Annotated in this window: 20 protein-coding genes; 10 read left to right on the forward strand and 10 right to left on the reverse strand. The window is 67.4% G+C overall.

Annotated elements, in window-relative coordinates:
• Positions 1-25: 25 nt before the first annotated feature.
• From CRP45_RS29175 to CRP45_RS29185, 3 genes are all read right to left on the reverse strand, one after another.
• Positions 26-598 carry a DUF4395 domain-containing protein gene (locus CRP45_RS29175; RefSeq protein WP_097247864.1) on the reverse strand — a complete coding sequence of 191 codons (573 nt, stop codon included), beginning with the start codon at positions 596-598 and terminating at the stop codon, positions 26-28.
• A 278-nt stretch (positions 599-876) separates the two neighbouring features.
• Positions 877-1,323: a thioredoxin family protein gene (locus tag CRP45_RS29180; RefSeq protein ID WP_097247865.1), complete on the reverse strand. Its 447-nt coding sequence runs from the start codon at positions 1,321-1,323 to the stop codon at positions 877-879.
• On the reverse strand, positions 1,320-2,132 hold the full coding sequence (locus CRP45_RS29185; protein ID WP_097247866.1) for an LmeA family phospholipid-binding protein: 813 nt from the start codon (positions 2,130-2,132) through the stop codon (positions 1,320-1,322). The genes CRP45_RS29180 and CRP45_RS29185 overlap by 4 nt, the downstream gene beginning before the upstream one ends.
• Positions 2,133-2,307: 175 nt before the next feature.
• Here CRP45_RS29185 and CRP45_RS29190 point away from each other — a divergent pair, with 175 nt between their 5' ends.
• From CRP45_RS29190 to pstB, 6 genes are all read left to right on the forward strand, one after another.
• Positions 2,308-3,069: a winged helix-turn-helix transcriptional regulator gene (locus CRP45_RS29190; protein ID WP_067790574.1), complete on the forward strand. Its 762-nt coding sequence runs from the start codon at positions 2,308-2,310 to the stop codon at positions 3,067-3,069.
• Positions 3,070-3,400: 331 nt separating this feature from the next.
• Positions 3,401-4,294: a mycothiol synthase gene (mshD, locus tag CRP45_RS29195; protein WP_097247917.1), complete on the forward strand. Its 894-nt coding sequence runs from the start codon at positions 3,401-3,403 to the stop codon at positions 4,292-4,294.
• Positions 4,295-4,790: 496 nt separating this feature from the next.
• Positions 4,791-5,903 (forward strand): phosphate ABC transporter substrate-binding protein PstS, encoded by a 1,113-nt coding sequence (gene pstS / locus CRP45_RS29200; RefSeq protein ID WP_097247918.1) that lies wholly within the window; start codon positions 4,791-4,793, stop codon positions 5,901-5,903.
• A gap of 91 nt (positions 5,904-5,994) precedes the next feature.
• A complete protein-coding gene (pstC, locus tag CRP45_RS29205; protein ID WP_097247867.1) occupies positions 5,995-6,969 on the forward strand; it encodes a phosphate ABC transporter permease subunit PstC in 975 nt (324 codons plus the stop codon).
• Positions 6,969-7,874, forward strand: a complete 906-nt coding sequence (gene pstA, locus CRP45_RS29210) for a phosphate ABC transporter permease PstA (RefSeq protein ID WP_179831050.1) — start codon at positions 6,969-6,971, stop codon at positions 7,872-7,874. The genes pstC and pstA overlap by 1 nt, the downstream gene beginning before the upstream one ends.
• Positions 7,875-7,892: 18 nt before the next feature.
• Complete coding sequence (pstB, locus tag CRP45_RS29215; RefSeq protein WP_067790438.1) at positions 7,893-8,669, forward strand: phosphate ABC transporter ATP-binding protein PstB; 777 nt, start codon at positions 7,893-7,895, stop codon at positions 8,667-8,669.
• Positions 8,670-8,930: 261 nt separating this feature from the next.
• Here pstB and phoU read toward each other — a convergent pair whose 3' ends face one another.
• The 4 genes from phoU to CRP45_RS29240 all read right to left on the reverse strand — a co-directional run bounded on the left by phoU (position 8,931) and on the right by CRP45_RS29240 (position 14,853).
• Positions 8,931-9,593 carry a phosphate signaling complex protein PhoU gene (gene phoU / locus CRP45_RS29220; protein WP_097247868.1) on the reverse strand — a complete coding sequence of 221 codons (663 nt, stop codon included), beginning with the start codon at positions 9,591-9,593 and terminating at the stop codon, positions 8,931-8,933.
• A 159-nt stretch (positions 9,594-9,752) separates the two neighbouring features.
• The gene (locus CRP45_RS29225; RefSeq protein ID WP_245910544.1) at positions 9,753-12,389 is read right to left on the reverse strand and encodes an LCP family protein; all 2,637 of its coding nucleotides are present in this window, start codon (positions 12,387-12,389) and stop codon (positions 9,753-9,755) included.
• A 253-nt stretch (positions 12,390-12,642) separates the two neighbouring features.
• Positions 12,643-13,785 carry a tRNA dihydrouridine synthase DusB gene (gene dusB, locus CRP45_RS29235; protein WP_097247869.1) on the reverse strand — a complete coding sequence of 381 codons (1,143 nt, stop codon included), beginning with the start codon at positions 13,783-13,785 and terminating at the stop codon, positions 12,643-12,645.
• 225 nt (positions 13,786-14,010) lie between these two features.
• Complete coding sequence (locus CRP45_RS29240) at positions 14,011-14,853, reverse strand: SDR family oxidoreductase (RefSeq protein WP_097247921.1); 843 nt, start codon at positions 14,851-14,853, stop codon at positions 14,011-14,013.
• Between the two features lie 234 nt (positions 14,854-15,087).
• Between CRP45_RS29240 and CRP45_RS29245 the strand changes: the two genes are divergently transcribed.
• Positions 15,088-15,741 carry a hypothetical protein gene (locus CRP45_RS29245; protein ID WP_097247870.1) on the forward strand — a complete coding sequence of 218 codons (654 nt, stop codon included), beginning with the start codon at positions 15,088-15,090 and terminating at the stop codon, positions 15,739-15,741.
• Between the two features lie 72 nt (positions 15,742-15,813).
• Here CRP45_RS29245 and CRP45_RS29250 read toward each other — a convergent pair whose 3' ends face one another.
• Positions 15,814-16,779: an acyl-ACP desaturase gene (locus CRP45_RS29250; RefSeq protein WP_067790586.1), complete on the reverse strand. Its 966-nt coding sequence runs from the start codon at positions 16,777-16,779 to the stop codon at positions 15,814-15,816.
• Between the two features lie 911 nt (positions 16,780-17,690).
• On the opposite strand from CRP45_RS29250, the gene CRP45_RS29255 reads away from it, so the two are divergent.
• Complete coding sequence (locus CRP45_RS29255) at positions 17,691-18,527, forward strand: hypothetical protein (RefSeq protein WP_097247871.1); 837 nt, start codon at positions 17,691-17,693, stop codon at positions 18,525-18,527.
• 31 nt (positions 18,528-18,558) lie between these two features.
• On the opposite strand, the gene CRP45_RS29260 is transcribed toward CRP45_RS29255, so the two are convergent.
• Positions 18,559-19,797 carry a beta/alpha barrel domain-containing protein gene (locus tag CRP45_RS29260; RefSeq protein WP_097247872.1) on the reverse strand — a complete coding sequence of 413 codons (1,239 nt, stop codon included), beginning with the start codon at positions 19,795-19,797 and terminating at the stop codon, positions 18,559-18,561.
• 2 nt (positions 19,798-19,799) lie between these two features.
• Entirely contained in the window at positions 19,800-20,615 is an 816-nt protein-coding gene (locus tag CRP45_RS29265) for a GntR family transcriptional regulator (protein WP_097247922.1), read from the reverse strand.
• A 211-nt stretch (positions 20,616-20,826) separates the two neighbouring features.
• Here CRP45_RS29265 and CRP45_RS29270 point away from each other — a divergent pair, with 211 nt between their 5' ends.
• Both CRP45_RS29270 and CRP45_RS34075 read left to right on the forward strand, forming a co-directional pair.
• Entirely contained in the window at positions 20,827-21,042 is a 216-nt protein-coding gene (locus tag CRP45_RS29270) for a helix-turn-helix domain-containing protein (protein WP_097247873.1), read from the forward strand.
• Complete coding sequence (locus tag CRP45_RS34075; RefSeq protein WP_179831051.1) at positions 21,042-21,197, forward strand: hypothetical protein; 156 nt, start codon at positions 21,042-21,044, stop codon at positions 21,195-21,197. Before CRP45_RS29270 ends, CRP45_RS34075 begins: the two co-directional genes overlap by 1 nt.
• The last annotated feature ends 29 nt before the right edge of the window (positions 21,198-21,226 follow it).

The raw sequence follows: 21,226 nt of genomic DNA on the forward strand, positions 1-21,226 counted from the left end.
TTCCTTTCAGATATGACTTGCAGGGTCAGTTCGGTGCCGAGACCGCGGCGGGAGCGTCAGGCCCGGAGGCGGAAGCCTGCGTAACCACGGAGGGCCCGCGGACGGCGCCGTGGACCTTGTTCCGGCGAAGGCGGGCCACCAGCGGATAGATCTGGCAGCCCAGGCAGATCCCGAACGCCGCGTTCAGGAACGCCGCGAACAGGGCGAAGCCGGCGAACACCGCGCCGACGACTGTGGAGCCGAGCGCGAAGCCCAGCAGGCTGACGGCCGCGAACACGAAGCCGAGCAGCTGCGCGAATCGCAGCGGCGGCGTCGGCTCGGTCTCGCTGACGGGAGCGAGGCGCGGCGCGAGGAACGTGGCGAAGATTCGGCCGTACGGGTGCCTGCGCGGACCGGCGGCCGCGCCGATCGCGAAGACGACCGCCTGCAGCGCGATCAGGACCGCGGCGGCGACGGGCGAGACGGCCGCGGCCAGCAGCACAAGGACGAGGACGGCGGTGGTCACCCAGGCCGCGAAGCGCGGCCCGCGCACGTCGACGCGGTCGCTCGCGAGGGGAATGGCTTGATCTTCGGAAGTGTTCCGGGTTTCGGTGGACATTGTGCGTACTCCTGCGCTGAATGCGTTGATTGGCTGGAAAGTTGCCAGTTCGCCGGGGGATCGTGAGATCACTCGCGCGGCGGGCAGCGGTCGGCGTCAGGAAAGACTGAGAAGCCGACCGATCAGCGGCACAGGCAGCAACAACCACCGAGCCGACACAGATCAACTGTGCGGCGTCGGGTGAGCATCAGCTCGTGGTTGGCTTGCACGAGAGGCAGTTTACCCAATTGGGACGGAGAATTGGACCCGGGGTACGTCACAGTCGCCATCCGACGGCGTCAGGGCTGGTTTTGCCCCGTCAAGGGGGCCAACGCGGAGCGGAGATCGCCCGCCTTGGGCACGCCCGAAATGCGGAAGCGCTCCTTGCCCTCGACGTCGAAGACGAACGTCGTCGGTAGCGACAGCACGTTCAGCTCCTTGGCCAGCGCGGGTTCGGCGTCGATGTCGACCTCGATGTCCTGCGGCGGACGCGGGGTCTCCGCCAGATCCGTCGCGACTCCGGCAACCACCCGGCGAACCGCGTCGCACGGTCCGCACCAGTCGGCGGAGAAGTGCAGCACCGCCGGACCCGAGCCGGTGACGCCCACCGCGGCGAGCAGGTCGGCGCGCGCGGAGCCCGTTTCGTTGGGAGCGGCCGCCCGCAACTTGCCGTGCCGGCCCCGCAGCGCCAGCCCGACGGCGAGCGCGATGATCAGAACGAAAGCGAGCAGTGTGATTTCGGTCATGGTCTCTGCAGCCGGTCCAGGTCGATCGTCACGTTCTCTCCCTTGCCCTCGACCAAGATCTGCCCGCCAAGCGCGAACACCTTGGTCGGGCGCACGCCGAAGGGCAGGTCCTTCGTATCGATAGTGCGTGTGAAGCGCGCGAGGACGGCGGGACGGTCGGCTTCGGGGACGACGGCCGTGGTGGTCAGGTCGGTGTCGCTGCTGCGGTAGAAGCCGGTGGCGACGATCTTGACCTGGTCGCCGTCGAGCGTCAGCTCGGCTTGCACCGCGACCTTGTCACCGTTCTGCGCGCCGGACTTGCCGGGCTGGGCGGTGCTGCCCGGCAGTGTGCCGGTGAGCACCAGGGCGCCCTCGGTCGTCATGCCGGTGCCGCCGGAGCCGCCCGTTCCGTCCGATTTGTCCGCAGGGCGCGAATGCACTTGCAGATCGGGGATATTGAAGAGGCGACCGAGTTCGACCGGTTCGATGCGCATCGCCGCCTGCACCTTCTCCACCGGCACCTTGCGCACGTTGCCGTCGGCCAGGTCGCTCATGCTCGTGTGCACGCCGGTGAGCGTCGCGTCCACCGAGATCTCGCCGGGAATGTCGGGGCGGACGACGGCCGCGCGGATCACCATGCTCTGGTACCGGCCGTCGAGGGCCTGGCCGAGGAACGGGAAGCCGTGAATGGTCACCTCGGGGTCGGCGCTGAGATCGGCTCCCTCGCGCAGGGTGCGCGAGACGCGGTACTCGGAGTAGGCGGCGGCGCCGAAATCGACGACGACCGCCAAACCCGCGAGACACAGCAGTCCGATGATCAGCTTGCGCATGCCATGAACAGTAATGCGATGGCGTCTCGGGGGTCGCGACGGTCTCACCGGTCACCCGGATGGCGAGGTCATCGGGGTCGACGCGCTAATCTTGCACTCGATTACCTATGAATTAGCGATGTGGCTTTCGGCAACGCTGCTGTTGCCCCGGCGCTACGAGATGGGAGGAGGGCTTGTGGAGCTGCTCCTGCTGACCTCCGACCCCAACCCCGAGTCGGTGTTGCCGTCGCTCGCGCTGCTCGCGCACAACGTGCGGCCCGCCCCGACCGAGGTGGCGTCGCTGTTGGAGGCGGGTACCGCCGATGTCGCGCTGGTCGACGCCCGCACCGATCTCGCCGCCGCGCGTGGACTCTGCCGTCTGCTCGGCAGCACCGGCTCGTCGGTACCGGTCGTCGCGGTGCTCACCGAGGGCGGCCTCGTCGCGGTGAACGCGGACTGGGGTCTGGACGACATCCTGCTGCCCGGCACCGGCCCCGCCGAACTCGACGCTCGGCTGCGCCTGCTCGTCGGCCGCAACGGCGGCGTGGCGAGCCCCGAGAACACGGGCAAGATCACCCTCGGCGAGCTCGTCATCGATGAGGGCACGTACACCGCCCGGCTGCGCGGCCGCCCACTCGACCTCACTTACAAGGAGTTCGAGCTCCTCAAGTACCTCGCTCAGCACGCGGGCCGGGTGTTCACCCGCGCCCAGCTGCTGCAAGAAGTGTGGGGCTACGACTTCTTCGGCGGTACCCGCACCGTCGACGTGCACGTCCGCCGCCTGCGCGCCAAGCTCGGCAGCGAATACGAATCGCTCATCGGCACGGTCCGCAACGTCGGCTACAAGGCGGTCCGCCCCGCCCGCACCGCCGCCAAGGGCGAGCCCGTCACCTTCTCCGACGACGATTCCGAAGGCGACGACTCCACCCTGACGCCCGTCAACGGTTCGGTGCCGTAGGGGCCGAGCGAAACCACCCCGACCGAATGTCACCCCCACCGGCCCACACCGACTAGAGGTCACCCCACCCGACACGGGGCGCGGTGGACTGGATGTCACCTTCACCGGTCGGGACCGACTGGTGGGCACCTTCACTCGACACGGGGCGCGGTGGATTGAATGTCACCTTCACCGGTCGGGACCGACTGGTGGGCACCTTCACTCGACACGGGGCGCGGGGGATTGAATGTCACCTTTGGCGGGTGCGACTGGCTCGGGGGCGCCTTTGGTCGGCGTGGGGGCGTGGCATTCTGGGTGGCGTCGGATGGGAGAGGGGTAGGTCGTGGTCGAGGTGCGATGGGTCGACGAGCTGGATGCCGATGCCGCGCGGGCGGTGCGGGAGTTGCTCGGGCGGGCCACCTCCGTCGATGGCGTGGCGCCCGTTTCCGAGCAGGCCGTGCTCTCGTTGAGCGAGCGGGGTGCGGCGCGGCATCTGGTCGCCGAGCGTGCGGGCGTGATCGTCGGGTACGCCAATCTCGTTGCGGCGCATGGTGATCACCCAGCTATGACGGAGGTGGCCGTGGATCCGGAGGCGCGCGGGGGAGGCGTCGGAACCGAACTCGTGCGCGCCTCGCTGGCGGAAGGCGGGGCGGGGACACGGGTGTGGGCGCACGGCGATCGACCCGCTGCCAAGGTGGTCGCTGCGCGGCTCGGCCTGGTGACCGCGCGCGAGTTGTGGCAGATGCGGCGCCCGCTGGCAACGCCGGAGCTACCCGAGCTGACGGTGCCGGACGGAATCGTTCTGCGCACCTATTCGGGCCCCGTCGACGACGCCGAACTGCTGCGCGTCAACAACGCCGCCTTCAGCTGGCATCCCGAGCAGGGCGGCTGGACCGAGCGCGAAATCGACGTGCGTCGCGCCGAACCGTGGTTCGACCCGAAAGGCCTGTTCATCGCGACCGCCGCCGACGACCCCTCGCGCATCCTCGGCTTCCACTGGACCAAGGTGCACCACGAGGAGAACCCCCCGGTCGGCGAGGTCTACATCGTCGGCATCGATCCCGCGGCCCAAGGCCGCGGTCTCGGCCGCCTGCTCACCCTCGCGGGCTTGCACCACCTGCGCGACCGTGGTCTCCGGGAAGTCTTGCTGTACACCGAAGCCGACAACACCGCCGCCGTCCACACGTACACCCGCCTCGGCTTCACCACCGCCCACGTCGACGTCGCTTACGCCGCGGAACAGTGAGGCCGGCCGCGGACAGCCGCCCGCAGCCTCAACGTTTCCAGCGGACTCGTACAGGCTCCCGCCGACCGGCCGACGCCGAACCGGATCGGACCTGACCGTCCGGGCTCGCGCGCATCCGATGCGATCGGCTCGCCCCTGGACAGGAAGCCGAGTCGATGGCCCTGCTCGCGCGGCAGGAGGACCGGATCGGGCATCGTCACCGGGAACCGGCCACCGGCCGAAAGTCGACAGCGACACCAACGAGACATGGCGCGAAAGTGACCTGCCGGGGCCGACCAGTAAAGCTGCGGCAAATGTCACACAAAACAGACCCAATCGCGAAGGGCTGTTCACCTTGCGTTCACTCAGCTTGGTCCAACTGTCAACCGGGCGACTTTACGTTACTTAAGGGCAGTGCAGCCGCTGCCTGGTGCGCAAGTTCCCCGCGAACGGCACCACGAAACCCGCCCGGGCCGGTGAGGGACCGGGCGTGTCGGACGCGATTCCCGGAGGAATAGTGAATCTCAAGCGCAGCAGCGCCCTGGTCGGTGTGCTGGCCGCCGTCGCCATGCCCCTTGCCGCCTGTGGCAGCGACGACAACACCACCGGCGATCCGAGCAACGCCGCCAACACCAGCGTCGCCTGCGGCGGCAAGAAGTCGCTGAAGGCAAGCGGTGCGTCTTCGCAGAAGAACGCCATGGAGCGCTTCATCGCCGCCTACGAGGCGAACTGCGACGGCTACACCCTGAACTACACCTCCAGCGGCTCCGGCGCGGGCGTCAACGAGTTCATCGGCGGCCAGACCGACTTCGGTGGCTCCGACTCGCCGCTCAGCTCGAAGAAGGAAGAGCCCGCCAAGGCTCAGGAGCGCTGCGGCGCCCCGGCGTGGAACCTGCCGACCGTCTTCGGCCCGATCGCCATCACCTACAACATCGACGGCGTGACCGACCTGGTGCTCGACGGCCCGACCGCCGCCAAGGTGTTCAACGGCGCCGTCACCACCTGGGACGCCCCCGAGATCAAGGCGCTCAACCCGAACGCCAAGCTCCCCTCGGAGAAGATCGCCGTGATCTTCCGCTCGGACGAGTCGGGCACCACCGACAACTTCCAGCTCTACCTGGACGCCGCCTCCGACGGCGCGTGGGGCAAGGGCGCAGGCAAGACCTTCAACGGCGGCGTCGGCGAGGGTGCCAAGGGCAACGAGGGCACCTCGGCCGCGATCAAGAGCACCAAGAACTCGATCACCTACAACGAGTGGTCCTTCGCCAAGTCGCAGAACCTCTCCGTCGCGCAGATCGTCACCTCCGCGGGCAAGGACCCGGTGAAGCTGTCGGTCGAGACCGCGGGCAAGGCCATCGACGGCGTGAAGATCAAGGGCGAGGGCAACGACCTGGTCCTCGACACCAGCTCGTTCTACAAGCCGACCGTGGCGGGCTCCTACCCGATCATGATGGCGACCTACGAGATCGTGTGCTCGAAGTACAGCGACCCGGCGACCGGCGAAGCCGTCAAGGCGTTCCTGACCTCCGCCGTCACCAACGGCCAGAAGGGCCTGGACGAGGGCGGGTACATCCCGATCCCCGAGCAGTTCAAGACCCGCCTGACCACCGCGATCAACGCCATCTCCTGATCGCAGAACAGTCATGACCGTGCACCCTGAGGTGACCGTCGCGGGCTCGTCGGATTCGACGGGCCCGTCGGCGGCTGGAGATACTGCGCAGATGCCGAGTGATACGAACACCGAGCCGGCCCCGGTGAAGAGCCGTCCGCCCCACAGCCAGCGCGCCGAGGTGGTTTTCCGCTCGCTCGCGACGGCCGCGGGCGCGATCATCGTCGCTTCCATCGCGTTGATCGCGTTGTTCCTACTGATTCGCGCGGTGCCTTCGCTCAGAGCCGACCAGGTGAACTTCTTCACCAGCACGGAGTTCAGCACCAGCAATGCGGACAACCTGCGGTTCGGCATCCGTGACCTGCTCATGGTCACGGTGCTGAGCTCGATCTTCGCGCTGGTGATCGCGGTACCGATCGGTGTCGGCATCGCACTGTTCCTGACCCACTACGCGCCGAAAGGGTTGGCCCGCCCGTTCGCGATGCTGGTCGACCTGCTCGCCGCGGTGCCGTCGATCGTCTTCGGCCTGTGGGGATTTCTGGTGCTGGCGCCGGAGCTGGAGCCGGTGCAGCGCTTCCTGAACGAGAACCTCGGCTGGTTCTTCCTGTTCTCCGACGGCAACGTCTCGATCTCCGGCGGCGGCACGATCTTCACCGCGGGCGTCGTGCTCGCGGTGATGATCCTGCCGATCATCACCTCGGTCTCGCGTGAGGTCTTCAACTTGACGCCGGTCTCGCACATCGAGGCCGCGCAGGCGCTCGGCGCGACCAAGTGGGAGGTCGTGCGGATGACGGTGCTGCCCTACGGGCGCAGCGGCGTGATCGCGGGCTCGATGCTCGGCCTCGGTCGCGCGCTCGGCGAGACCATCGCGGTGCTCGTCGTGCTGCGTACCTCGGCACAGGCGGGCGGCTGGTCGCTGTTCGACGGCGGCTACACCTTCGCCTCCAAGATCGCTTCGGCGGCATCGGAATTCAGTTCGCCGCTGCCGACCGGTGCCTACATCGCGGCGGGCTTCGTGCTGTTCGCGCTGACGTTCGTTGTCAACGCGCTGGCCCGGCTCGCGGCAGGCGGAAAGGTGAACGGCTGATGGCAACGCTGACCAAGTTCGACCAGCCGGTCAAGGCACCGACCTTCCGGCACGTGAGCACCTCGCGGCGGCTGAAGAACCACTTCGCCACCGGCCTGGTCACCGCCTGCTTCGCCATCGCGCTCGTGCCGCTCGGCTGGGTGCTGTGGATGGTGATCAGCAAGGGCATCAGCGCGATCGCCTCCGCCGACTGGTGGCAGAAGTCGCAGAAGGGCATCCTGCCCGACCAGTTCGGCGGCGGTGTCTACCACGCCATCTACGGCACCATCGTGCAGTCGGCCGTCGCGGCGATCATCGCCGTGCCGCTCGGCATCATGGCCGCGGTCTACCTGGTCGAGTACGGCCGCGGCAGGCTCGCCAAGGTCACCACGTTCATGGTCGACATCCTGGCGGGCGTGCCGTCGATCGTCGCGGCGCTGTTCATCTTCGCGCTGTGGATCGCCACGCTCGGCGCCCCGCAGAGCGCCTTCGCGGTGTCGCTGGCGCTGGTGCTGCTGATGTTGCCCGTGGTGGTGCGCAGCACCGAGGAAATGCTGAAGCTGGTGCCGGACGAGTTGCGCGAGGCTTCCTACGCCCTCGGCATTCCCAAGTGGAAGACGATCGTGCGAATCGTCATCCCGACCGCCGCGCCCGGCATGATCAGCGGCACCCTGCTCGCGCTCGCCCGCGTCATGGGCGAGACCGCGCCGGTGCTCGTGCTCGTCGGCTACGCGAAGTCGATCAACACCAACCTCTTCGACGGCAACATGGCCTCGCTGCCGCTGCTGATCTACCAAGAGCTGGCCAACCCCGAAGCGGCGGGCCGCGAGCGAGTATGGGGCGCGGCGCTCACGCTGATCCTGCTCATCGCGCTGCTGTACCTGGCGGCGGCGGGCGTCAACAAGCTGCTCACGCGGAACCGATAGAAGCGAACGGATATTCAGATGGCCAAGCGCATCGACGTCAAAGACCTGAACATCTACTACGGCAAGTTCCACGCGGTTGCCGATGTCTCGCTCACCGTGTTGCCGCGCAGCGTGACCGCTTTTATCGGCCCGTCCGGCTGCGGTAAGTCCACCGTGCTTCGTTCGCTGAACCGCATGCACGAGGTGACCCCGAGCGCCCGCGTCGAGGGCGCCGTGCTGCTGGACGGCGAGGACATCTACGGCGCCACCGTCGACCCGGTCGGCGTGCGCCGCACCATCGGCATGGTGTTCCAGCGGCCGAACCCGTTCCCCACCATGTCGATTCGCGACAACGTGGTGGCCGGGCTGAAGCTGCAGGGCGTGCGCAACAAGAAGGAGCTCGACGAGGTCGCCGAGCGCTCGCTGCGCGGCGCCAACCTCTGGAACGAGGTCAAGGACCGTCTCGACAAGCCGGGCGGCGGCCTGTCCGGCGGTCAGCAGCAGCGTCTGTGCATCGCCCGCGCCATCGCGGTCTCGCCCGACGTGCTGCTGATGGACGAGCCCTGCTCGGCGCTCGACCCGATCTCCACGCTCGCGATCGAGGACCTGATCACCGAGCTGAAGAAGGAATTCACGATCGTCATCGTCACGCACAACATGCAGCAGGCCGCGCGCGTGAGCGACCAGACCGGCTTCTTCAACCTGGAGGCCCAGGGCAAGCCGGGCAAGCTGATCGAGATCGACGACACCGAGAAGATCTTCTCCAACCCGGGCCAGAAGGCGACGGAGGATTACATCTCCGGTCGCTTCGGCTAGGAACGAAACACCAAGGGCCCGCGCGGAAACCGCGCGGGCCTTTCGTGTCTGCGCAGATAGGCGCGCCTGGCGCTGACCGCGTGCGTCCTCGCATGGAGTTCGCAGCGGCGGCGACGTATGCGTGGCGGTGCAGAGTGCGAGTGAACTGGTCGATCCGCATACAGCTCGGCCCCGGCGTGTTCGCCGGGGCCGAGAAAGTTGTTCGCGATCCGCGCGTGCCCTCTGCTGTTGCCCGGCAGCAGTGCGCGTCGGGCGGCGCGTTCAGGCTTCGGCGTCGGGGTCCGCGGGGAGCACGCCGGTGACGAGGAAGATGACCCGGCGGCCGATCTCCACCGCGTGGTCGGCGAAACGCTCGTAGTAGCGGCCGAGCAGGGTGACGTCCACCGCCGCGGCGACGCCGTACTTCCAGTCCCGGTCCATCAGCAGGGTGAACAGGTGGCGATGCAGGTCGTCCATCGCCTCGTCGTCCTGGTTGAGCTGCGCGGCGCGCTCGGGGTCACGCGTCTCGAGCACTTCCTTGGCGCCCGCGCCCATGTTCACCGCGATGCGGCCCATCTCGGCGAAGTAGCCGTTCACCGATTCCGGCAGCGCGTGGTTCGGGTGGCGCCTGCGGGTGACCTTGGCTACGTGCAGGGCAAGCGCGCCCATCCGGTTCACGTCCTGCACGATCTGGATGGCGCTGACCACCTGGCGCAGGTCACCGGCGACCGGCGCCTGCAGCGCGAGCAGCGCGAACGCCTTCTCCTCGGCGTCGGTGATCATTTCGGCGATCCGGTCGGACTCGGTGATCACCTGCTCCGCGAGCGCGAGATCGGCCTGTAGCAGCGACTGGGTGGCCCGGTCCATGGCCGTACCCGCGAGACCGGCCATCTCGCCCAGCAGGTGGGCGAGATCGGCCATTTGCTCGTTGTAGATGACACGCATAACAGCAGACACTAGTTCCCGGCGCTGTCCAAGTCACCAACGGAGGGTGAATGGCCGGTGCCTCGGCGTCCGCGCAGCTACACCGAACGCGCCGGCAGACGTTGTCGATAGCTTCAGGAGCGGGCGAGAGTGACCGGTGTCACCGCTACGCTGGATCGCCTACTTGCAGATTTCGTCGGCCGCGTTGACGTGTTCCAGGTCCGAGGGCAGTGCGGTAGGCGTCGAATCCGTAGAGGCGCTCGTCACGACATTGGTGATCTGATCACCGACCGGCGTCGGTGCCTTGACGGTCACGCCGTTCGCCGAGTCGGCTCCGATGACGACCTCGACGATGCCGCCCAAGTCGTCGGCGGCTTCGATGGTCGCGCCGGGGATCGCGGTGGCCACGGTAGCCGCCGCGGCCTCGAGGCCGGCGCCGTAGCGGACCTTCGTGGTCGCCGAGGTGCCGTTGACGTAGTTGGTGACGTTGTAGATCGAAAAGCCCTGGTTGTCCAGCTTGGTGGCCGCTGTGCGGGCGAGACCGTCGTACCCGGAGCCGTTGGACACCAGCAGCGAGACGGTACCGGGGTCGACCGCCACGTACTTGGGCGGCTCCGGCGCCGCGGAGGTACTGGCCGGCGCATCGTCGTGCGCGGTCGGCTTCTCGCCCGGCAACGGCTGATCGTCGCGGATGGCTTTGAAGATGGCCTTGATGTCGGACTCGCGGGGGATTTCGTTGCCATAGGCCGTGGTGCCCGCGGTCGGGACGGTGATGAAGGTGACCGCGCCCGCGTCGACCTTCTGCAGCGAACGTCCCAGCATCAGCAGGTCGTTGGGTTCGACCGCGTCCACCCACGTGTGCTTGCTGAACGCATCGATGAAGTTCTTCAGCCTGCCTGGATCGAAGAGGACCTTGCTGGACAGTGCGCCGCGCAGCAGCGAGGCCAGGAAGCGCTGCTGCCGGTTGATGCGGTCGTAGTCGCTGCGTTCCTCACCGTAGACGTGCCTGGCGCGCACGTAATTCAGCGCCGTCTCGCCGTTGATGCGCTGTTTGCCCGGCTGCTCCAGGATGGTGCCGAGGACACCGTCGATGAGTGGTTTGGTCGCGCAGACCTCGACGCCATCGATCGTGTCGACCATGGTCTCGAAGCCGGCGAAGTCGATGCCGATGAAGTGATTGATCGAGGCGCCGGTCAGTCGCTGGATCGTGGTGAGGAGGCACTTCGGTCCGCCGAGGTTGTAGACGGCGTTGAGCTTGTCGCCGATCGCGGCGGGGAAGGTTTCGTTGGTGTACTGCTCTTTCTCGTTGTCCCACCCCTTGCACTGCGGCCTTGTCACATCCAGGTCGCGAGGGAAGGACACGACGACAACTCGGTTTCGGGCCTTCGGGATGTGCACGAGCATGGTGGTGTCCGCGCGGGATCCCTCGGCATCGTCCAGGGTGCCCGCGCCTAGTTGACCGTTGACGCCCGCGCGGGTATCGCTGCCGACGAGCAGATAGTTCTCGTCACCGAGCTGGGCGTTGGAATCGACGATGTCCTCGGAGTTCTCGTCGAGGGCGGAGACCTGGGTGAAGCTGTTGGTGGTCGAACGCACGTAGCTCCAGCCGCCGCCGGTGATCACCAGCACCAGCACCGCGACCAGCGTGGCGGCCGCCCGGCCCGCGGTCTTCATCCGGCGGTTGCGCCGCTGCTTCGAGGCGGCGAGCCGGGACAGCGGGGGACTGCCGACGGCCTTGGGCGGCGCCGCGATCTTGGACGTCGACTTGGCGGCGGGGGTCGCGGCGGACTCGGTCGTCGGCCACTTCGCGGTGGCGGTTTCGGGCGTCTGCGGCTCGTCGAGCGGCGGCAGGACGTCCGTGACCTCTTCGGGCTCGGCCGGATCGGCGACCCGGCGCGGTGGGGCGGCGGGTGAGGCGCCGGTGATGTCGTCGACGACGGCGGACGGAGCGCGTCGCTGTGTCGCTTGCCTGGCCGGTGTCGCCGGTGCCGCTGCTCGGCGCTTCGCGGTCTCGTCGGGCCTGCCCGCCGGTGCGGACCGGGTGGGCGCGGCTTCGGGAGCGCGGCGGGGTGGCTGAGCGGCGTTGCGTAGCGATGCGTCCGGCGCGGGACGCTGATGGCCGTCCGGGGCGCGCATGGGGCCGTCGGCCCGCTGTGCCCCAGCCGGTGCGCCGCGTTGTGGTCCTTCGTGGGCCGGGCGCTGTGCGCTTTCGGCGGCGCGCTTGGGTCCGTCGGCTCGCGGTGCCCCAGCCGGTGCACCGCGCTGTGCCCCGTCGACCGCGCCGCGCTGATGTCCATCGTGCGCACCGCGCTGTGCCCCATCGTGCGCACTGCGCTGAGATCCATCGTGCGCACTGCGCTGAGATCCATCGTGCGCACTGCGCTGAGATCCATCGTGCGCCCCGCGCTGTGGCCCTTCCGGCGCCTTGTGTTGCGGAGCCTGGTGCATACCGCGCTGCGGACCTTCCGGCGCGCGGCGTTGCTGCGGGGCGGGGCTCTCGGGCGCGCGACGCGGGGGCTCGGCGGGACGGGGTGCGGCGGCGTGGGATGGGTGCTCCGGCGCGGTCTCGGCGCGACGGTTCGGGTGGCCGCCACCGTTGTCGGCGCGGCGCCTGCGGCCGGTGCGCTCGTTGTCGACCTTCTCGACCAGATCCTGGACCGTCAGCGGCGCGGAGCCCGCGTCGGCCGCGGCATCGGCGTGCCGGGAACGGCGGGACGTGCGTGCGCCATCTCGTTCGGTGTTCTCCGCCGTGGGATAGCGCTCCCACGGGGCGCGACCTCCGGGCCGTGGCGTGCGCCCGTGCCGATCGTCACCCACCAACGAACCTCGCTTTTCGTCTTTGCTGCCCGCCGGCGCCGAGCTCGACCAGCATGACCGATTTCGCCAATGATAACGATTCCGCCACGGCGGGCCAGCCCCGGAGCGAAATCGAATTGCCGCAAAGCCGTATCCCAATTCGCTGTTGATCGGTAACCGAATGGTAGCGAAACGAGTGGCGAAACAGCTGGTACTCGGACGATTCCGACGTGTGTCGGTTTGCCCGTGTCAGCGGCGGCGGAGTCGCCCCCGATCAGCCTCCGCTGTGCATCACATCGGCAGCCGTCGGCACCGCCGGATCGTCGGGATCGTCGAGCCAACCGTGCGGCAGCGCGACCTTGCCTGGCGAACCCTGCCGCCCGCGCGGTCCCTCGGCGTCCTTCGGGAACGGCGCGGTCGGGTCGAGCTTGCCGATCAGGTCGCCGAGTTCGGTGAGACTCGACACGGTGGCGAAGGCGCGGCGCAGATCCGCGCCGACCGGGAAGCCCATGAGGTACCAGGCCATGTGCTTGCGCAGATCGCGCATGGCCTTCTCCTCGCCGAGATGGTCGGACAACAGCGCGCCGTGCCGGTGCAGCACCTCGCCGACGCGGCCGAGATTCGGCGGCTCCGGCAGTGCCTCGCCGCGCAGCGCCGCTTGCAGTTCGGCGAACAGCCACGGCCTGCCGAGGCAGCCGCGCCCGACGACGACGCCGTCGCAGCCGGTCTCGGCCATCATGCGCACCGCGTCGTCGGCGGAGAAGATGTCGCCGTTGCCGAGCACCGGGATGGTGGTCACCGCCTCCTTGAGCCGGGCGATGGCCGACCAATCGGCCTGGCCGGAGTAGCGCTGGGCCGCGGTGCGCGCGTGTAGCGCGACGGCCTTGGCGCCCTCGGCCTCGGCGATGCGGCCCGCGTCCAGGTAGGTGAGGTGCTCGTCATCGATGCCGATGCGGAACTTGACCGTCACCGGCACACCCGCCGGTTCGGCGGCGGCGACCATGGCGCGCACGATCTTGCTGAACAGCGCTCGCTTGTACGGCAGCGCCGCGCCACCGCCGAGCCGCGTGACCTTGGGCACCGGGCAGCCGAGATTCATGTCGATGTGATCGGCCCAGCCCTCGCCGACGATGATGCGCACCGCCTCGCCCAGCGTGGCCGGGTCGACGCCGTAGAGCTGCATCGAGCGCGGGTGCTCGTCCTCGTCGAAGGACATCATGTGCAGCGTCTTCTCGTTGCGCTCCACGACAGCGCGCGCGGTGATCATCTCGCACACGTAGATGGAGGTGGAGCTGCCGAACTCGCGACACAGCTTGCGGAAGGCCAGATTGGTGATGCCCGCCATCGGCGCGAGCACCACCGGCGGGTCGACCGGATACGGCCCGATCCGCAGCGTGGTCGGCCCCTCGGTAGTCATCGTCACGCGTTCCAGTGTCTCATCAGGGCGTGCTCGACCCGGCGGCAGCGTGGCGTGACGTGCGCTGATTCACTGGGCGCGCCGTGCCATGGATCAGCGCCGAGCGCGTGGCGCAGTCGATCGGTGTGGGGCGAGCGGCCCGCGGATCAGCGCCGAGCGAGTAGCGCAGTCGATCGGTGCCGAGCGAGCGGCCCCACGAGTCAGCGCCGAGCGAGCGGCACGTGCTCACTCCCCGCGCAGTCGCCGGTGATAGATCTCCCGCACCGCCTGATCCGGCTGCGAGTACGCCGTGGTCGCGCCGGTGAACTTGGCCACGGCGAGCTGCACCCGGTAGGGCAGCAGCTGGGTGGACTTGATGATCGCCGCCAGCCTGCGCGGCACCGTCACCAGCGGACGGGCCCGCCGCACGGTGTCCACGATCGCCGCCGCGACCTGGTCGGGGTCGACGGTGGTGAGCGGCTCGATCCAGTTCGGCATGTTCGCGCCCGCCGAGAGCTCGGTGCGCACGATGCCGGGCAGCACCGCGCTCACCTGCACGCCGTGCTCCTTCAACTCCAGGTGCAGGGCCGAGGTGAAGCCGACGACCGCGTGCTTGGTCGCGCAGTAGGTGGCGAGGCCGGGGAAGCCCTGTGTCCCGGCGAGCGAGGCGATATTGATCAGGTGGCCGCTGCCGCGCGCCAGGAAGCGTTCGGTGGCCAGCCTGCTGCCGTGGATGACGCCGCGCAGGTTGACGTCGATGATCCGTTCGGTCATCGCCTCGTCCTCGTCGGCGAACAGTCCGGTCGGCATGATCCCGGCATTGTTCACCAAGACGTCGAGCGGCCCGAGCTGGGCTTCCACCGCGTCGAGGAAGGCGGCGAAGGACTCGCGATCGGTGACGTTCAGCGGCAGGCCGACGACACGGGCGTCCGGGTCGGCGCCGAGTTCGGCCGCGGTCTTCTCGACCAGCTCGACGTCGACGTCCCCGATCGCAACGGCGGCCTTCGCGGCAAGGAACGCCTCGGCGGTGGCCCGACCGATGCCGCGCGCGCCGCCCGTGATCGCCACGACCTTGCCCGCAAGAACCACGCCCGCAGCCATGTCGGCCTCCCTCGTCGATCTTCTACCTCACGGTAACTTCGGCGGCACCTCGCGCGCGGCCGAATGCGCTCGACGGCTTAGTCTGGGACAGTGGGTCGCGGGGGTCACCCGACGACCGCTCGCGGACCCAGCCCGTGGCGATATCGGTAACCCAGCTGTGACGCCCACTGTGAACAGCGGTTATAGCGCAAACGCACCATCAATACGACATCGGAGTACCCATTGCCTGCCGAGGACATCGAATCGGGCGCGTCTCGCGACGAGAACAAGGCCACCACCCCGGAACAGCGTGCGAGCACGTCGGACGTGCGTCTCGACAAGAAGGACGATCCCACCCCCGCCCCGAAGTCCGGCGCCACTGTCTCGATCCCGGTGTCGTCGGTGCTGTGGGGCGCGGCCGTAGCCGTTCTCGCCGTGCTGACCGTGCTGTTCGGCGTGCTGTGGTGGTCGGCCAAGAGCGATCTCGACGAACAAGCTCAGCGCGCCGCCGACGATCGCCGCGCCGAACAGGTCGCCACCGATTACGCGGTCGGCGCGGCGACGGTGAATTATCAGGACATCAACGCGTGGATCGGCAAGCTGAAGGCCAACACCACCCCGCAGCTGGCGAACAAATTCGACGCGACAGCGCCCAAGCTGGAGCAGATTCTGGTTCCGCTGAAGTGGACGTCCACCGCCTCGCCCATTTCCGCGAAGGTCGTTTCCGAGGACAACGGCGTCTACAAGGTGAATGTCTTCGTGAACGTGAGTTCCACGAATGCGCAGAGCCCGGAAGGCGCGCAAACCACGGTCACTTACAACGTCACGCTGGACGAGAACTCCGACTGGAAGATCACCGATGTCGGCGGCACCGACGGCGCATTGCCGTTGAACTGAATACGGGTCGGACAAAAGCAAGCGCCGCCGCCGGAATGATTCCGGCGGCGGCGCTTGCTTTTACGGGTGCGATCAGATCGCGGCGGCACCCGCGAGTTCGCGCTTCTTGGCTTCCCGGGCCAGCATCCGGTCGCGCTGCTCCTCGAACTTCACGACGTCCTTGCTCAGCTTCTCCAGGAAGTTGCCGAGCCGCTCACGGACGGCCTCGCCGCGCGGAGTGAAATCGTCGCGCTCGAAGATGTTCCACTTCTTCAGCACGGGCTCCACGACGTCCTCGAGGTGCTGGCGCAAGTCGTAGATGCCGTGCTTGGCCATCAGCACGCCGTTTCGGCGGAAGTTGGGCATGCCCGCGCCGGGCATCTGGAAGTTCTCCAGGATCAGCGTGATGGCCTCGAGCGTCTGGTCGGGCGCCAGGTCGAGGGCCGCACCGCACATGTTGCGGTAGAAGATCATGTGCAGGTTCTCGTCGGCGGCGACGCGCTGCAGCATGCGGTCGGCGATCGGGTCGTCACAGACCTTGCCGGTGTTGCGGTGCGAGACGCGGGTGGCGAGTTCCTGGAAGGTCACGTACGCCACCGAGTGCAGGAAGCCCGCGTCCGCCTCGGTGGGGGAGGCGAAGCCGTTGGTCATGTGGACCATGCGGGCCTCTTCGAGGGCGACCGGGTCCACGCCGCGGGTGACCACCAGGTAGTCACGCATGACGATGCCGTGCCGGTTCTCCTCGGCGGTCCAGCGCCCCACCCAGGTGCCCCACGCGCCGTCCTGTGAGAAGTTCTCGGCGATCTCACGGTGGTAGGAGGGGAGGTTGTCCTCGGTCAGCAGGTTCGTGATCATGGCCGCCTTGGCGACCTCGCTCAGTCGAGACTGCTCCGGGTCCCAGTCGACACCGCCGAGTGCCGCGAAATTGCGGCCCTCGTCCCACGGGACGTAGTCGTGCGGATGCCATTCCTTTGCCAGGGAGAGGTGCCGGTTGACGTTTTGTTCGGCAACCGGCTCCAACTCCGTGAGCAGCTCGAGTTGAGTCAGATCCCTTGCCATGTAATAGCCCTTCATTGAGTGCGTGCACGCTTGCAGGTCGTCCCCCCGGGTAGACCGTGCTGATGCGGCCATACCTTACGGCACCGTAGGTGTGATGCGAAACGCATCCAGCCGACTATCGGCGCCCGGTGATGCACTTCATACGTCGTCGTCGACGCTCCGCGCACCCCCCGAGTGTAAGCCGCGTCGAGCCTGGCGTCCGGTGACAGAAGACACGTCGGCCCGCAGCGTCTGGTCTATCGTCGCGAGGCCTTCGGCGTTAGCGCCGGGTGACACTGTCCTCTTGCGCCGCCGCCCGCGCAGGCGCTATGCGACCGCAGGACGCTGTGCCGCAACCGATCTGCTCGGGCGCCGGCTCCGGCACCGTCGCACCGAAGCGCCCATCCGCGTCGCCGGCGCCTTCGCCATGCCTCGGGCGTCGAGGAAAGGTTTTCAGCGGGGTTTACCAGAACTTCAACCGCGCGGACGCGACCGCTGTGACCGCGACCACCAGCCGCGACGGGGTGAGCGTGGAATTGATCGGCCGCGACGAGAACCTTCTCGCAAGCGGCTCCGGCAAGCGACAGGCCCCGGAAACGCCGCAGGCGCCCGGACGGATCCGGGCGCCTGCGGCGGTGTGCCCCCAGTAGGGCTCGAACCTACGACCTGCGGATTAAAAGTCCGTGCTCAACCTCTATACCAAACCCGCAGGACATTCGTCAACATTGCGGACATTAAACCACACACTGCCAGCATAAATAGAGGTCGAGTTCGTGTGGCATGAACGCACTCCGAGGACATGTGAGTACAGCTGTCTGCCCCACGAGTGCCCCACACGGTAGACAGTTCTGCCCCACGTGGCACGTACAGGCATTGTCCCGGGCTCCGCTGTTCCAGCCACGGCGGCACGCACCGATGGTCACAATCGAGGGGTGACGGGATTCCTGCTGACGCCTGAGCGACATGCCGAGTTGGCCGACCTTCTCGGCGACGAAAAACGTTTTCGCACTTCGTATCCCAAGGTTGCTGAATATCTCGACACCGCTCCGCGACTGCCCGGAACTGGTGACGACGATGCCGACCGTGCATTCGATCTGCGTCTGGTCCACTACATGACGGGCGGCGAGAGTGATAACCCCTACTGGGACATCGTCGCCCCGTCCGCTGGCTTGCCGATTGCTGCACAGTCGGGCCGGAGAGTCGATGGCGGTAGGCCAAGCGGTAGCGCGCGTCTCGGATTCGCGCAGACCGTCCTCCAGGAGGCGTACGCGTACGCGATCCCGTCGCCCGAAACGCTGGCGTGGGTCGACCGAGTTCGCGACAGCCGCGGATTGCTCGAGGTCGGCGCCGGTCGTGGCTACTGGGCTGGTCAACTGCGGCGACTCGGCGTCGACGTGCTCGCCTACGATTCGGAGCCGCCCGACCAGGTGGATAACGTCTCGTTCCGCGGGGGCGCCGTCTGGGGTCACGTCGGCGACCTCGACGAACTCGCAGCGGCTCGCGCAGAGGGTGTCGAGTCCGACCGGGTGCTGTTCCTCTGCTGGCCGCCGGGCTGGGGCGATCCGATGGCGCTCGAGGCGCTCGAGTCCTACGAGCGTGCTGGCGGGGATCGGCTGATCTATATCGGCGAGCCGCGCGGCGGGAAGACAGGCACTGACGCCTTTTTCGACAAACTCGCGACTGAATGGAATCTCGAAGACGAAGATGCTCAATTCGTCGCATGGTGGAACTTGCAGGACCATGCACAATGCTGGTCGCGTCGACGGTAAGGGGGACGACTGACCGGGTGTCGACAGTGGATCAGTTCTCGATCTGATCGAGCAACCACCGGCGTTTCGCTGCCCGATCCGGGAGCCGGTCAAGCTCGGTTTGAACGGTGTCGATGGCGGACTGAATCTGCGCAAGGCTGCGCGGTGGTAAGTCAGTGAGCAAGGCAGCGAGCGGCGTAGCGACCACGCCAGCCGCACCGGCGCCTATCGATTCCTGGATTCGTCGGGACGAACCGTCCCACGTCGCGAACTCGGGCGCAGCACGTCGGATCTCGGCGATTTCGGTCAGCTGGATCTTGGCGAGCTTCCCACCGGCCGGGAGATGGCCGGCGGTTTTGGCCCACGCTGCCATCTCGGCGTCGAACGTGTAGCCGAACATCGGGTGACTGTAGATCGTGGATTCGCCCGGCAGAGCTTGGAGAAACTGTTCGGCCGCGGAGCGAGTATCGGCCCGCAGCACTGCCATCGGCGTTACGTGACGATCGGCCGCGGTGGCGAGGTCGTTGGCAGACCAAGCACAGGCGAGCAGTCGGCTGGCGTCGACCGCCTCCAGCCAAATATCGAGGACGTCGGTGCGCTCGGAACCGGTTAGCTCATCACCCGCCGTAGTTGAGCCATTGATCAGGAAGAAGTCGATCCACCCGGCGGCAGCCGCGGTTGCATAGCGGCGCGTAGCGGCCAGATCCAGTGATCCGTCTGGATGTACGAGGTGCATCGTGGGTACGACAACGGCGCACCGTGCAGCGTGGACGGCCTCAACGATCTGACGAGCAGCGTCAGCCGGATCGACTGTTGCCGTGTCAATCCGGATGTCGGCGACGGTGAGTCGTGGAGTCGCGTCCCAGACCGCTAGGCGCTCAACGGTGTCGCCGGTACCTCGAGCAGCGGCCCGCGCCGCAGCGATGTCACGCGGGCACCACAGCTCTACTACGACCCATCGAATGTTCGGCGCCGCGGAGAGCAGTGCGTCTATCGCCTCCGGCTGGCCGACATGCAGAACCGGAATCTCGCCAGCGGCGATGATCCTGGTCAGCTCAGGCCTGTCGATGATGTAGGTCGAGCCATATCGGCTGTTCGAGTAGATGACCTCATCGGCGGCGACCAGCTGCGCGAGGTCAGTAGTCGAGGCCATCCGGTACCCCGTTGTGCGGCCGACGCCGACCTTCATGCGCTGATAGTGGCGAAACTCCTTGCCGAGTTCGCAGAGAGCGGTCGTCACCGTGTCCTTGCCCGCTGCGGGCGGGCCGTACATCACGATCGCCGTGTCCATGTTCAGTCCTTCAACGACTTGATCAGCGCCTGCGCCTGCTCGCGCAGCGGCGGCGAGTCTGGGTCGTTCGTGATGATGGTGTGCTGCCAGGGCGGTTCGAATGTGATGTCGATGCCGCGTACGTAGTCGTCCCAGTTGGCGAGCTTCCAGGAGTCTCGAGCGGCGCCACGCCGGGTGATGTATGAGTGCATCGAATCTGGCTGGCAACGGATCCAGACAACCTCCATATCGGCGCCCATGGTGTCCAGTTCGACAGCTGTCCGGCGAAACCATGCTTCTGAGCCGAACTCTCTGATGAAAGGTGCGGTCGCGATGACGGAGACTCCGCAACGGACGTTCTCTCGAACCGCCGCAGCAAGGCACTCGTACTCGGCGGGCCGCACAAGATCCAGGTAGATCGGGGATTCCCGGTCTGCAACGGTGCTACCCAGCTGCACCAGGGCGGTGTCGACCACAGCCCTTGTGATGGTGTCTTTATCGAGCATTGCCCACCCAGTCAGTCTCGCCAGAACGCACCCGAACTCCGTCTTTCCACTACCTGCGTAGCCGCCGACATAGATCACTTGGGGACGTCCTCGTCGCGGGCGTGGAGCTCCAGGCGTTGCGGTGTCGCTGACCATTCGCCCCGAGCGCGGTCGGCTAACGACCAATCCTTCCTCCTCCAGGATGGCCATCGCGTCGTTGACAGGCGCGACGCTCACTCCGAATTGCTCCGCCAGCGCTCGGGTGCTGGGCAACTTCTGCCCGGGCCGGAGCCGCCCGGCTTCGATCTCGTTGCGGATCTCGCGGGCGATCTGACGATGCCGCGCTTCTCCCATGGCGTCCACATGGCCTCCTTCGCCCGTCGTGGTCCACCGAACCTATCAGTTGATACCCACACAACCTGTGCGGGTCGGACGGTCTTCCACTCGCCGCTCATTTGTGACGAAAAACGCGCGAATATCTAGACATCAGAAGGCATCAGATTTACTGTTGAAGACATCAGATACGCCATCTGATGTCTCATCAATCGTCGAAGGAGTGGCAATCATGAGCAGACGAGGCAGTTCGATCAGTGGACGCAAGACCCTGATCAGCCTTCGCGACGCAGCCGAACTGGCTGGCGGGGTCCACCCGAGGACCGTCCGCCGCTGGGTCGACGGCGGTCTGCTGGAGGGCTTTCAGGTCGGCCCGCGCCTCATCAAGGTCGACCGCGATCAGGTCCTCGCGCTGGTCCGGCCGCTGCACCAGGGCGGGGCGGCGTGATGAGACTGCGGACGATCTATCTGGCCTTTGCGGCCGTTGCCGTGGGCTACTTCGTCCTGGCCGCGCCGGAGTTGGTCGGGTTCACGGTGATGCTGCTGGCCGTTTTCGCGCTGTGGCGCGTGGCCGGACGGTCGCGTTTGGGGGTGCGGCGATGAGCGCGCCTGAGCCGTTTCACGATCCGGTC

This window comes from Nocardia amikacinitolerans (assembly GCF_900215415.1).
Classification (GTDB): domain Bacteria; phylum Actinomycetota; class Actinomycetes; order Mycobacteriales; family Mycobacteriaceae; genus Nocardia; species Nocardia amikacinitolerans.